The organism is Citrobacter sp. CtB7.12, from assembly GCF_001297795.1.
Classification (GTDB): Bacteria; Pseudomonadota; Gammaproteobacteria; order Enterobacterales; family Enterobacteriaceae; genus Citrobacter_A; species Citrobacter_A amalonaticus.
The window spans coordinates 169,169-181,525 of sequence record NZ_LIFT01000003.1; the positions used below are offsets into that span (position 1 = coordinate 169,169).

The 12,357-nt window shown below is 55.9% G+C and carries 12 protein-coding genes and 1 other annotated feature; of the genes, 8 read left to right on the forward strand and 4 right to left on the reverse strand.

Features of this window, described 5'->3' with window-relative positions; all coding sequences use genetic code 11:
- The first annotated feature begins 98 nt into the window (after positions 1 to 98).
- Complete coding sequence (locus AOY24_RS04775) at positions 99 to 350, forward strand: YciN family protein (RefSeq protein ID WP_042318668.1); 252 nt, start codon at positions 99 to 101, stop codon at positions 348 to 350.
- A 50-nt stretch (positions 351 to 400) separates the two neighbouring features.
- Here AOY24_RS04775 and sohB read toward each other — a convergent pair whose 3' ends face one another.
- The gene (gene sohB, locus AOY24_RS04780; RefSeq protein WP_043000534.1) at positions 401 to 1,447 is read right to left on the reverse strand and encodes a protease SohB; all 1,047 of its coding nucleotides are present in this window, start codon (positions 1,445 to 1,447) and stop codon (positions 401 to 403) included.
- Between the two features lie 214 nt (positions 1,448 to 1,661).
- Here sohB and AOY24_RS04785 point away from each other — a divergent pair, with 214 nt between their 5' ends.
- Together AOY24_RS04785 and cobO are read left to right on the forward strand one after the other, a co-directional pair.
- Positions 1,662 to 2,423: a YciK family oxidoreductase gene (locus AOY24_RS04785; RefSeq protein ID WP_054176242.1), complete on the forward strand. Its 762-nt coding sequence runs from the start codon at positions 1,662 to 1,664 to the stop codon at positions 2,421 to 2,423.
- Positions 2,420 to 3,010, forward strand: a complete 591-nt coding sequence (gene cobO / locus AOY24_RS04790) for a cob(I)yrinic acid a,c-diamide adenosyltransferase (RefSeq protein ID WP_044257724.1) — start codon at positions 2,420 to 2,422, stop codon at positions 3,008 to 3,010. The genes AOY24_RS04785 and cobO overlap by 4 nt, the downstream gene beginning before the upstream one ends.
- A gap of 42 nt (positions 3,011 to 3,052) precedes the next feature.
- On the opposite strand, the gene rluB is transcribed toward cobO, so the two are convergent.
- The 3 genes from rluB to rnm all read right to left on the reverse strand — a co-directional run bounded on the left by rluB (position 3,053) and on the right by rnm (position 5,527).
- Positions 3,053 to 3,928, reverse strand: a complete 876-nt coding sequence (gene rluB, locus AOY24_RS04795) for a 23S rRNA pseudouridine(2605) synthase RluB (protein WP_043000531.1) — start codon at positions 3,926 to 3,928, stop codon at positions 3,053 to 3,055.
- A 100-nt stretch (positions 3,929 to 4,028) separates the two neighbouring features.
- Positions 4,029 to 4,649 carry an L-threonylcarbamoyladenylate synthase gene (locus AOY24_RS04800; protein WP_043000530.1) on the reverse strand — a complete coding sequence of 207 codons (621 nt, stop codon included), beginning with the start codon at positions 4,647 to 4,649 and terminating at the stop codon, positions 4,029 to 4,031.
- Positions 4,646 to 5,527: an RNase AM gene (gene rnm, locus AOY24_RS04805; RefSeq protein ID WP_054176243.1), complete on the reverse strand. Its 882-nt coding sequence runs from the start codon at positions 5,525 to 5,527 to the stop codon at positions 4,646 to 4,648. Before rnm ends, AOY24_RS04800 begins: the two co-directional genes overlap by 4 nt.
- A gap of 158 nt (positions 5,528 to 5,685) precedes the next feature.
- Positions 5,686 to 5,780, forward strand: a sequence feature (Trp leader region).
- Between the two features lie 23 nt (positions 5,781 to 5,803).
- On the opposite strand from rnm, the gene trpE reads away from it, so the two are divergent.
- Genes trpE through trpA form a run of 5 tightly spaced genes read left to right on the forward strand, consistent with a single transcriptional unit; the run spans position 5,804 to position 12,333 of the window.
- Complete coding sequence (trpE, locus tag AOY24_RS04810) at positions 5,804 to 7,366, forward strand: anthranilate synthase component I (RefSeq protein WP_054176244.1); 1,563 nt, start codon at positions 5,804 to 5,806, stop codon at positions 7,364 to 7,366.
- Entirely contained in the window at positions 7,366 to 8,961 is a 1,596-nt protein-coding gene (trpD, locus tag AOY24_RS04815) for a bifunctional anthranilate synthase glutamate amidotransferase component TrpG/anthranilate phosphoribosyltransferase TrpD (protein WP_054176245.1), read from the forward strand. Before trpE ends, trpD begins: the two co-directional genes overlap by 1 nt.
- A gap of 3 nt (positions 8,962 to 8,964) precedes the next feature.
- Positions 8,965 to 10,323: a bifunctional indole-3-glycerol-phosphate synthase TrpC/phosphoribosylanthranilate isomerase TrpF gene (gene trpCF / locus AOY24_RS04820; protein ID WP_054176349.1), complete on the forward strand. Its 1,359-nt coding sequence runs from the start codon at positions 8,965 to 8,967 to the stop codon at positions 10,321 to 10,323.
- Between the two features lie 10 nt (positions 10,324 to 10,333).
- Entirely contained in the window at positions 10,334 to 11,527 is a 1,194-nt protein-coding gene (gene trpB, locus AOY24_RS04825; protein WP_054176246.1) for a tryptophan synthase subunit beta, read from the forward strand.
- Positions 11,527 to 12,333 carry a tryptophan synthase subunit alpha gene (gene trpA / locus AOY24_RS04830; RefSeq protein ID WP_044327870.1) on the forward strand — a complete coding sequence of 269 codons (807 nt, stop codon included), beginning with the start codon at positions 11,527 to 11,529 and terminating at the stop codon, positions 12,331 to 12,333. Before trpB ends, trpA begins: the two co-directional genes overlap by 1 nt.
- Positions 12,334 to 12,357 lie beyond the last annotated feature (24 nt).

Below are 12,357 nucleotides of genomic sequence, written 5' to 3' on the forward strand. Positions count from 1 at the left end.
AGTCAGCAAAGGTTGACAACCCCTTGTACACACTGAGGGAATATTTGCCCAAAAGAGTTGGTCGGCGTAGACTAATGCCCTTGTTTAAGGAGTAAAAAATGCGCAAAGAGACACAACCTATCGATCGCGAAACGCTGTTGATTGAAGCCAACAAAATCATTCGTGAGCATGAAGATACGCTGGCGGGCATTGTTGCCACCGGTGTGACCCAGCGAAATGGGGTGTTGGTCTTCAGTGGGGATTACTTTTTAGACGAGCAAGGTTTACCCACGCCAAAGAGCACTGCCGTGTTCAATATGTTTAAACATCTGGCGCATGTACTTTCTGAAAAGTATCACCTGATTGATTAAAGCAAAAACGCGAGGCCTTGGAGCCTCGCGTTTTTCATTAATACCGTCTCTTACATCAACGGTTTTTGTCCGCGCTGCCACCAGCGCAGGAGCAGCCGATCGGCACTTTCCGCGGCGCTGCCTGTCACCCGATCGACCAGTTTCTTCCGTTGCAGATAGCGAACGTTCAGCACCTCTCGTCCTTCCATCAGCCCAAGGATCACCTCGTCGCTGGTATTTATCTCATCAATGAGCCCTTTCTCCAGCGCCTGCTGTCCGTACCAGTGTTCACCCGTCGCAACCTGTTCAATGTCCAGAGTCGGACGCATACGATGGACAAAATCTTTAAACAGGTGATGGGTTTCGTTTAAATCCTCACGAAACTTCTGCCGCCCTTCTTCGGTGTTCTCACCCAGCAGCGTCAGCGTCCGTTTGTACTGTCCGGCGGTATGCAACTCGATATCGATATCCTTGCCTTTCAGGAAACGGTTGAAGTTGGGGATCTGCGCAACCACGCCAATCGAACCGACAATCGCGAAGGGTGCGGAGACAATTTTGTCCGCCACACAGGCCATCATGTAACCGCCACTCGCCGCGACTTTATCCACGGTCACGGTCAACGGGATCTTTTTATCGCGTAAGCGTTGCAGTTGTGATGCGGCAAGGCCGTAACCGTGCACAACGCCACCAGGGCTTTCCAGACGCACCACCACCTGGTCCTGCGGTTTCACCACCGCCAGTACGGCCGTCACCTCTTCACGCAGTGAACTGACCTCGTGGGCATCCATACTGCCTTTGAAATCCAGCACCCAGACGCGCGGTTTATCCGACGTGTCGCTGTCGCCCCGTTTGGCTTTTACTTTGGCGGCTTTCACTTCCTGCTTATGCTTTTTCTTTTGCGCTTTATGCCAGAGTTTCTGTTGATGGCTATCGAGCAGCGCCATCGCCAGTTCATCCTTCATTTCTTTATATTGTTCGCTGAGGTTGGTAACCCGCAGTTCGCCACGCTGGCGCTTACGTTGGGCAACATTCACGATAATGGTGGCAATCGCCGCGATAGCCAGCACAACGGTCACGATTTTTGCTAAAAACAAGCCATATTCAGACAACAATTCCACACGTCCCACCTTGGTTAAACAACTTAGCGTCGGCTCAGTGTACATCAGGTGTAATGCGTCGTCTCGCGGGATATGCGGATGGATAAAAGTATGACAAAGTGTTCATTTTAGGGCGTTATCGCCGTTGGCTGATTGAAATTGAGTCCTGTTTCAGGCATAAACCCGACACACCAACGAGAAGCAGAGCGACCAGGCATGTCGCCGAGGAGTCCCCATGCATTATCAACCGAAACAAGACCTTCTGCAGGATCGCATTATTCTGGTGACCGGCGCCAGCGACGGCATTGGCCGTGAAGCGGCCCTGACCTACGCTCGCTACGGCGCCAACGTCATTTTGCTCGGCCGTAATGATGAGAAATTGCGCCACGTCGCCGACAGCATTACCCAGCAAACGGACCGCCAGCCGCAGAGGTTTACACTCGATCTGTTAACCTGCACCGCTGATGACTGTCATCAACTGGCGCAGCGCATCGGCGGACAGTATCCGCGACTGGACGGCGTCTTACACAATGCCGGTTTACTGGGTGACGTCTGTCCGATGATCGAGCAGGACCCGCAGGTCTGGCAACAGGTTATGCAGGTCAACGTCAATGCAACGTTTATGCTGACCCAGGCATTGCTTCCTTTATTACTTAAGTCAGATTCCGGATCGTTAGTCTTCACCTCCTCCAGCGTGGGCCAGCAGGGTCGTGCTAACTGGGGCGCCTACGCGGCCTCTAAATTTGCTACCGAAGGCATGATGCAGGTGCTGGCAGATGAGTACCAAAACCGTCCGCTACGCGTGAATTGCATCAATCCGGGCGGCACCCGTACCGGGATGCGCGCCAACGCCTTTCCAACGGAAGATCCGCAAAAACTCAAAACACCCGCCGATATTATGCCGTTGTACCTGTGGCTAATGGGCGACGACAGCCGCCGCAAGACCGGCATGACCTTCGACGCCCAACCGGGCCGCAAACCAGGAATCGCCCAATGAGTGAAGAACGCTATCAACAGCGCCAGCAGCGCGTGAAGGACCGGGTTGACGCCCGGGTAGCCCAGGCCCAGGACGAACGCGGCATCGTGATTGTCTTCACCGGCAACGGGAAAGGAAAAACCACCGCCGCCTTCGGCACCGCCACTCGCGCAGTGGGACACGGTAAAAAGGTCGGCGTGGTGCAGTTTATCAAGGGGACCTGGCCCAACGGCGAGCGTAACCTGCTGGAGCCGCACGGCGTTGAATTTCAGGTGATGGCGACCGGGTTTACCTGGGAGACGCAAAACCGCGAAGCTGACACCGCAGCCTGTCTGGCTGTATGGGATCACGGCAAACGCATGCTTGCCGATCCGCAACTGGATATGGTGGTGCTGGACGAACTGACTTATATGGTGGCATACGACTATCTGCCGCTTGAAGAGGTGATTAACGCGCTGAATGCGCGCCCGTCTCACCAGACGGTGATCATCACCGGTCGCGGCTGCCATCGGGATATTCTCGAACTGGCCGATACCGTCAGTGAACTGCGTCCGGTTAAACATGCCTTTGAGGCAGGGGTCAAAGCCCAGATGGGGATTGATTATTAAAAAAGGCCCCTCGGGGCCTTTTAGCAATTACGGGATAGCGAATTAACCGTTGTTATTACGACCGCCTGCACGGCGACCGCCGCTCACCTGGCTGTGACGCTTCACGGCACGGCGAATCTGATTTGCCTTCATGCGGCGACGATCTTTCTCTACCGCCACTTTCGAGGTGGTTTCCGGCTCCAGTTCCACCAGCTCACGCAGATAGTTGGTCTGGGCGAGATCCAGTTCCGTCCAGCCGCCGCGCGGCAGACCTTTCGGCAACGGAATATCACCGTAGCGTACGCGAATCAGACGGCTTACCTGCACGCCAACGGCTTCCCACAGGCGACGCACTTCACGGTTGCGCCCTTCGGTCAGGGTGACGTTGTACCACTGGTTGATCCCTTCACCACCGCTGAACTTGATGGTCTTGAACGCTGCCGGACCGTCTTCCAGCTGCACGCCACGGCTTAGATCGCGCAGTTTAGCATCGTCAACCTGGCCAAAGACGCGCACCGCGTATTCACGTTCAACTTCACGGCTCGGATGCATCAGGCGGTTTGCCAGTTCACCATCGGTAGTGAACAGCAGCAGACCGCAGGTATTGACGTCCAGACGCCCTACCGCAATCCAACGAGCACCGCGCAGTTTCGGTAAGCGATCAAACACCGTAGGACGACCTTCCGGGTCGTTACGCGTGCACAGTTCACCTTCCGGCTTGTAATAGGCCAGAACGCGACAAATTTGTTCCGCCGACTCTTTCACTGAAATCAGGTGACCGTCGATACGAATTTTCAGGCCGGGAGTCACTTCAACGCGATCGCCCAGCGTGGCAATTTTGCCGTCTACGCTGACGCGACCTGCTGCAATGATGGATTCAATTTCACGGCGGGAGCCGTGGCCAGCGCGCGCCAGCACTTTCTGTAACTTTTCGCTCATAGAGCTTCCTTTAGCTGTCGCCTTCACAGGCGTCGAACAGGAGAATCAACGGCGCTTCTCAGCGCCATTTTAAGGCCGCGTAGTATACAGAGTTGCGTCCTTATAAGAAAGGTTTAACGTCTCCGACGCCTTCACGCAAGACAACCGGAGAATCATCGGTTAAATCAATCACCGTTGTGGGTTGCTGGCCCAGATAACCGCCATGAATAATCAGGTCCACCTGCTTTTCCAGTCGATCTTTAATTTCTTCCGGATCGGACTCGGTAAAATCACTGCCTGGCAGCATCAGCGAGGTAGAGAGCATCGGCTCGCCCAGCGTCTGCAACAGTTCGAGCGCGATCGGGTTCGACGGCACGCGCAGACCAATGGTCTTCCGTTTTTCCTGCAACAACCGACGCGGTACCTCTTTCGTCCCCTTAAGGATGAAGGTGTAGTTGCCCGGCGTGTTGTTCTTGATCAGGCGAAAAGCCACGTTGTCGACAAACGAATAGGTCGACAGTTCGGACAGATCGCGACACATCAGGGTGAAGTTATGTCCATCCGGCAACTGGCGAATACGGCAAATCCGTTCCATCGCGCCTTTGTCTTCAATTTTACAACCGAGCGCGTAGCCGGAGTCGGTTGGATACACAATCACCCCGCCCTTACGCACAATCTCAACCGCCTGGTTGATCAGGCGCTGCTGTGGGTTATCAGGATGAATATAAAAAAACTGGCTCATACTTCCCTCACTGTGGTGTTTTGTGGCTGCTCCCACGTCTGCCAGACGCCTTCAACGCCTGCCGGCAGCCAGAGCTTGCGACCCAACTCGATCCACGGGCAAGGTTGATGAAAATCAGATCCTTGCGATGCCCATAGCTGATGCTGGTGGGCGAGCGTAGCCAGTTGCGTGCGCTCATTCGGGGACTGTTGGCACTGCGCGACTTCCATCGCATCACCACGATGTTGCGCAAAATACGCCACCAGCCTTTTCAGCCATTTAGCGCTAAGATCATACCGCCCAGGATGGGCCAGTACCGCCTTACCGCCAGAATGATGAATGACATCAATAGCTTGTTCTATTGTACACCACTGTGGCGGAACGTATCCTGTTTTCCCGCGCGCGAGATACTTTTTAAACACATCGGCCATGGTGGTCGCTTTACCACACTCCACCAGATAACGGGCGAAATGGCCACGGGTCACCGCGCCGCCATCGGCCAGGCGCAATGCCCCTTCCCATGCGCCGGTGATGTGCGCTTTTTCCAGGCGGTCAGAGATGAGCCGCGCCCGCTGCTGTCGGCGTTCCGTCTGTTGCGCCAGAAACGCGCACATCGCCGGATTTTCAATATCAATGTTCAGACCCACAATATGGATTTCGTGGTTTTCCCAGACCGTGGAGATCTCAACGCCAGGGATCAAATTTAGCGCAAGGCCAGAACGTGAAATTTCTTCGCTTGCCGCGGGGATCGCGGCTGTGGTGTCATGGTCGGTAATCGCCAGCGTGCCTACACGCATCTCGACGGCGCGGTGGACTAGCGCTTCTGGCGTCAGCCGGCCATCGGATGACGTGGTGTGACTGTGCAGGTCATAAATCACTGCATAATTCGTGTCGCTCAAGGCGAACTCCCGTCTCTCAAAAATAGTCTTTCCTGCGCATCATAACGGTTCCGGCAAATTTACTGAAATCAGGTGTTGACAATAACCCATCGAACTAGTTAACTAGTACGAAAGTTCACAAGCAAAAGGGTATCGAAATGAAAGCAACGTTTGTTCTGCACGGTGGGTGGCGCACTTCCTGATTTCGGGCAGTGTATTTCGCGTGTAGATCGCCACCAGATACCCGGCCCGCCAACAGCGCGGGCTTTTTTTTGAACAAAATTAATGAGAATAACCATGCAGACATCAAAACCGACACTTGAACTCATTACCTGCGATGCCGCCTATCGCAAAAACCCGACGGAATTGTTCCACCAGGTTTGCGGCAATCGTTCGGCAACGCTGCTGCTGGAATCTGCGGATATCGACAGCAAAGACGACCTTAAAAGCCTGTTACTGGTGGATAGCGCGCTACGCATCACCGCTACCGGTGACACTGTCACTATTCAGGCCTTAACTGACAATGGCGCCGCATTGTTGGCATTGCTCGATGCCGCCCTGCCCGCAGGCGTTGAAAATGAACGCCAGGACGCAGGTCGCGTGCTGCGTTTCCCGCCAGTCAGCCCATTATTAGACGAAGATGCGCGTCTGTGCGCACTCTCGGTCTTTGACGCCTTCCGCCTGCTGCAGGGACTGGTGAACGTCCCGGCGCAAGAGCGCGAAGCGATGTTCTTTGGCGGTCTGTTTGCGTACGATCTGGTTGCCGGTTTTGAAGATTTACCGCAGCTTAAGGCTGGCAACCGCTGCCCGGATTACTGTTTCTATCTGGCGGAAACGCTTGTGGTGATCGACCACCAGAAACAAAGCTCCCGCATTCAGGCCAGCCTGTTCAGCGAGAATGAGGCGGAAAAACAGCGTCTCACCGCACGTCTGGCACGTCTGAGCCAGCAGTTGACCGAACCTGCGCCGCCGTTGCCGGTCGTTTCCGTGCCACAAATGCGCTGTGAATGTAATCAGAGCGATGAAGAATTTGGCGCAGTGGTTCGCTCAATGCAGAAAGCGATCCGCGCCGGGGAAATTTTTCAGGTGGTCCCGTCCCGCCGCTTCTCACTGCCCTGCCCGTCGCCGCTGGCGGCCTATTACGTGCTGAAGAAGAGCAACCCCAGCCCGTACATGTTCTTTATGCAGGACAACGATTTCACCTTGTTTGGTGCGTCGCCGGAAAGTTCACTGAAATACGATGCCACCAGCCGCCAGATTGAAATTTACCCGATTGCCGGTACGCGTCCTCGTGGTCGTCACGCCGACGGAACGTTAGATCGCGACCTCGACAGCCGCATTGAACTGGAGATGCGCACCGACCATAAAGAGCTTTCCGAGCATCTGATGCTGGTTGACCTGGCGCGTAACGATCTTGCCCGAATCTGTACGCCAGGCAGTCGGTACGTGGCAGACCTGACGAAAGTTGACCGTTATTCTCACGTTATGCACCTGGTCTCTCGCGTCGTCGGCGAATTACGCCACGATCTCGATGTCCTGCACGCCTACCGCGCCTGCATGAACATGGGCACGCTGAGCGGGGCACCGAAAGTGCGGGCAATGCAGTTGATTGCCGAAGCCGAGGGCCGTCGACGCGGCAGCTACGGCGGTGCAGTCGGTTACTTCACCGCGCATGGCGATCTGGATACCTGCATTGTGATTCGCTCCGCGCTGGTGGAAGACGGTATCGCCACCGTCCAGGCGGGCGCCGGTATTGTGCTCGATTCTGTTCCCCAGTCAGAAGCCGACGAAACCCGTAACAAAGCGCGCGCGGTCCTGCGTGCCATTGCCACCGCGCACCACGCACAGGAGACTTTCTGATGGCTGACATTCTGCTGCTCGACAACATCGACTCATTCACCTATAACCTGGCAGATCAGCTGCGTACCAACGGTCATAACGTGGTGATTTACCGTAACCATATTCCGGCTCAGACCCTGATTGAGCGTTTGGCCACCATGAAGAACCCGGTACTGGTGCTGTCTCCAGGCCCTGGCGTACCCAGTGAAGCAGGTTGCATGCCGGAACTGCTGACCCGTCTGCGCGGCAAGCTGCCAATTATCGGCATCTGCCTGGGCCATCAGGCGATTGTCGAAGCCTACGGCGGCTACGTCGGACAGGCAGGTGAGATCCTGCACGGTAAGGCATCCTGCATTGAACACGATGGACAGGCTATGTTTGCCGGTCTGACGAATCCGCTGCCGGTTGCCCGCTATCACTCTCTGATCGGTAGCAATATCCCCGCCGGCCTGACCATCAACGCCCATTTTAACGGCATGGTGATGGCGGTTCGTCATGATGCCGATCGCGTGTGCGGCTTACAGTTCCACCCGGAATCCATTCTGACCACCCAGGGTGCACGTCTGCTTGAGCAGACGCTGGCCTGGGCGCAGCAGAAGCTGGAGCCGACCAATACCTTGCAGCCGATCCTCGAAAGACTGTATCAGGCACAGACCCTGAGCCAGCAGGAAAGCCACCAGTTGTTCTCCGCCGTGGTACGCGGTGAACTGAAACCGGAACAGCTGGCTGCCGCGCTGGTCAGCATGAAGATTCGCGGCGAGCATCCGAATGAGATTGCCGGTGCGGCAACCGCCTTACTGGAAAACGCTGCGCCGTTCCCCCGCCCTGATTATCTGTTCGCCGATATCGTTGGCACCGGCGGCGACGGCAGTAACAGCATTAATATTTCTACCGCCAGTGCATTTGTCGCGGCGGCATGCGGCCTGAAGGTGGCAAAACACGGCAACCGCAGCGTTTCCAGTAAATCCGGCTCATCAGACCTGCTGGCCGCCTTCGGTATCAATCTCGATATGAATGCCGACCGATCGCGTCAGGCGCTGGACGAACTGGGCGTTTGCTTCCTGTTTGCCCCGAAATATCACACCGGATTCCGTCATGCGATGCCGGTACGCCAGCAGTTAAAGACCCGTACGCTGTTCAACGTACTGGGGCCGCTGATTAACCCGGCGCATCCGCCGCTGGCGCTGATTGGCGTTTATAGCCCTGAACTGGTTTTGCCGATTGCCGAAACCCTGCGCGTGCTGGGTTACCAGCGTGCCGCGGTCGTACACAGCGGCGGAATGGATGAAGTCTCTCTGCATGCGCCGACCATTGTGGCGGAGCTACATGACGGCGAGATCAAAAGCTATCAGCTGACGGCAGATGACTTTGGCCTGACCCCTTACCACCAGGAACAACTGGCAGGCGGTACGCCGGAAGAAAACCGTGACATTCTGACACGCTTACTACAAGGTAAAGGTGACGCCGCCCATGAGGCAGCCGTTGCCGCAAACGTCGCAATGTTAATGCGACTGCATGGTGAAGAAGATCTCAAGGCTAATGCGCAAACCGTTCTCGAGGTCTTGCACAGTGGTTCCGCTTATGACCGAGTCACCGCTCTGGCGGCAAGAGGGTAAATGATGCAAACCGTTTTAGCGAAAATCGTCGCAGACAAGGCGATTTGGGTGGAAGCCCGCAAACAGCAACAACCGTTGGCCAGTTTTCAAAACGATGTCCAGCCCAGCTCGCGTCACTTTTATGACGCCTTACAGGGCGCGCGTACGGCTTTTATTCTGGAGTGTAAGAAAGCCTCCCCGTCTAAAGGCGTGATCCGCGATGATTTCGACTCGGCGCGGATTGCCGGGGTGTATAAACATTACGCCTCCGCCATTTCCGTTCTGACGGATGAGAAGTACTTCCAGGGCAGTTTTGATTTCCTGCCGATCGTGAGCCGCATCGCGCCGCAGCCGATTTTGTGTAAGGACTTTATTATCGATCCTTACCAGATTTACCTTGCGCGCCACTATCAGGCCGACGCCTGCCTGCTGATGCTTTCGGTCCTCGACGACGAGCAGTATCGCCAGCTTTCTGCCGTGGCACACAGTCTCAAAATGGGCGTGCTGACAGAAGTCAGTAATGAAGACGAACTGGAGCGCGCCATTGCGCTTGACGCGAAAGTGGTCGGGATTAACAACCGCGACCTGCGCGACCTGTCGATTGACTTAAATCGGACGCGCCAACTGGCGCCGAAACTGGGCCAGGGTGTGACGGTGATTAGCGAATCGGGGATCAACACCTACGCTCAGGTTCGCGAGTTGAGCCATTTTGCTAATGGTTTCCTGATTGGTTCCGCACTCATGGCGCATGACGATCTTAACGCCGCCGTACGCCGTGTTCTGCTGGGCGAGAATAAGGTCTGTGGCCTGACGCGTCCGGAAGATGCCAAAGCCGCCTGCGAGTCTGGCGCGATCTATGGTGGACTGATTTTTGTCCCTTCATCACCTCGTTTTGTCAATATTGAACAGGCCCGCGAAGTGCAGTCCGCCGCCCCGCTACAGTATGTTGGCGTATTCCGTAATCACGACATCGCCGACGTCTGTGAAAAAGCAACACAGCTTTCACTGACAGCCGTACAGCTGCATGGCCGCGAAGATCAGGCGTATGTTGATGCACTACGCGCCGCGCTGCCTGAAAACGTACAGATCTGGAAAGCGCTGAGCGTCGGTGACACTCTCCCGGCCCGCGACTATCAGCATGTCGACAAATACGTGCTGGATAACGGCCAGGGCGGCAGCGGTCAGCGTTTTGACTGGTCGTTACTGCAAGGACAATCGCTGGATAACGTATTGCTGGCAGGCGGTCTTGGCGCGGATAACTGCGTTGAGGCGGCTAAAACCGGCTGTGCCGGTCTCGATTTTAATTCAGGTGTAGAGTCACAGCCGGGCATCAAAGATGCACGCCTTCTGGCCTCGGTATTTCAGACACTGCGCGCATATTAAGGAAAAGGACATGACAACATTACTCAATCCCTATTTTGGTGAATTCGGTGGCATGTATGTGCCGCAGATTCTGATGCCTGCTCTGCGTCAACTGGAAGACGCGTTTGTCAGTGCGCAAAAAGATCCCGAGTTTCAGGCCCAGTTTACCGACCTGTTGAAAAACTACGCAGGGCGTCCCACCGCGTTGACCAAATGTCAGAACATCACCGCCGGGACCAATACCACGCTGTACCTGAAACGTGAAGATCTGCTGCACGGCGGCGCGCATAAAACCAACCAGGTGTTAGGTCAGGCATTGCTGGCAAAACGCATGGGTAAAACCGAGATTATTGCGGAAACGGGCGCGGGCCAGCACGGGGTAGCTTCGGCGCTCGCCAGCGCCCTGCTCGGCCTGAAATGCCGTATCTACATGGGGGCGAAAGACGTTGAGCGCCAGTCACCAAACGTCTTCCGTATGCGTCTGATGGGTGCGGAAGTGATTCCGGTTCACAGCGGTTCAGCCACGCTGAAAGACGCCTGTAACGAGGCGCTGCGTGACTGGTCTGGTAGCTACGAAACCGCGCACTACATGCTCGGCACCGCTGCTGGCCCGCACCCGTTCCCGACCATCGTGCGTGAATTCCAGCGCATGATCGGTGAAGAAACCAAAGCGCAGATCCTCGAAAAAGAGGGTCGCCTGCCGGACGCGGTGATCGCCTGCGTGGGCGGCGGTTCCAACGCCATCGGGATGTTTGCCGATTTTATTAATGAGCCAAACGTTGGGCTGATTGGTGTAGAACCGGGTGGTCACGGGATTGAAACCGGTGAACACGGTGCGCCGTTGAAGCACGGTCGCGTCGGGATCTATTTTGGTATGAAAGCGCCAATGATGCAGACCGATGAGGGACAGATCGAGGAGTCCTACTCCGTCTCTGCGGGTCTGGATTTCCCGTCCGTCGGCCCACAGCATGCGTACCTGAACAGCATTGGTCGTGCCGACTACGTGTCGATCACCGATGATGAAGCGCTGGACGCCTTTAAAACGCTCTGTCTGCACGAGGGCATTATCCCGGCGCTCGAGTCGTCACACGCCCTGGCCCACGCGCTGAAAATGATGCGTGAGAATCCGGAGAAAGCGCAACTGCTGGTGGTTAACCTTTCCGGTCGTGGGGACAAAGACATTTTCACCGTACACGATATTCTGAAAGCGCGAGGGGAAATCTGATGGAACGCTATGAAAGTTTGTTTGCACAACTAAACGATCGCAAGGAAGGTGCCTTTGTTCCCTTCGTGACCCTCGGCGACCCTGGCGTTGAACAGTCGCTGAAGATTATCGATGCCCTGATTGAGGCAGGTGCAGATGCGCTGGAGTTAGGGATCCCTTTCTCCGATCCGCTCGCTGATGGCCCGACCATTCAGAGCGCCACGCTGCGCGCGTTTGCCGCTGGCGTCACGCCGACCCGTTGTTTTGAGATGCTGGCCGCCATTCGCGAAAAACATCCGACCATTCCCATTGGTCTGTTGATGTACGCGAATCTGGTATTCAGCAAAGGTATTGACGCGTTTTATGCCAAATGTGCCGAGGTCGGCGTGGATTCGGTTCTGGTCGCCGACGTGCCGGTGGAAGAGTCCGCGCCATTCCGTCAGGCGGCGCTGCGCCACAACGTTGCGCCGATTTTCATCTGCCCGCCCAATGCCGATGATGACCTGCTGCGCCAGATCGCCTCTTATGGCCGGGGTTATACTTATCTGCTGTCTCGCGCAGGGGTGACGGGCGCAGAAAACCGCGCTGCGCTGCCTTTGCATCATCTGGTAGAGAAACTGAAAGAGTACAACGCCGCGCCTGCTTTGCAGGGCTTTGGCATCTCGGCACCGGAGCAGGTGTCTGCCGCCATTGACGCCGGCGCCGCTGGCGCGATCTCCGGTTCCGCGATCGTCAAAATCATTGAGAAAAATGTCGAGCAGCCTGATCAGATGCTCGCAGAACTCAAATCATTCGTCAGCAGATTAAAAGCCGCTACCCGTCAGTAATACCCAAAGACCGCCAGTCTCGCG

Bases quoted from the DNA above. Each gene is read 5' to 3' on its own strand.
- trpE (WP_054176244.1), top strand. From the start codon at position 5,804: ATGCAGACATCAAAACCGACACTTGAACTCATTACCTGCGATGCCGCC.
- trpD (WP_054176245.1), top strand. From the start codon at position 7,366: ATGGCTGACATTCTGCTGCTCGACAACATCGACTCATTCACCTATAAC.
- trpA (WP_044327870.1), top strand. From the start codon at position 11,527: ATGGAACGCTATGAAAGTTTGTTTGCACAACTAAACGATCGCAAGGAA.
- cobO (WP_044257724.1), top strand. From the start codon at position 2,420: ATGAGTGAAGAACGCTATCAACAGCGCCAGCAGCGCGTGAAGGACCGG.
- rluB (WP_043000531.1), bottom strand. From the start codon at position 3,928: ATGAGCGAAAAGTTACAGAAAGTGCTGGCGCGCGCTGGCCACGGCTCC.
- trpCF (WP_054176349.1), top strand. From the start codon at position 8,965: ATGCAAACCGTTTTAGCGAAAATCGTCGCAGACAAGGCGATTTGGGTG.
- trpB (WP_054176246.1), top strand. From the start codon at position 10,334: ATGACAACATTACTCAATCCCTATTTTGGTGAATTCGGTGGCATGTAT.
- AOY24_RS04800 (WP_043000530.1), bottom strand. From the start codon at position 4,649: ATGAGCCAGTTTTTTTATATTCATCCTGATAACCCACAGCAGCGCCTG.
- AOY24_RS04785 (WP_054176242.1), top strand. From the start codon at position 1,662: ATGCATTATCAACCGAAACAAGACCTTCTGCAGGATCGCATTATTCTG.
- AOY24_RS04775 (WP_042318668.1), top strand. From the start codon at position 99: ATGCGCAAAGAGACACAACCTATCGATCGCGAAACGCTGTTGATTGAA.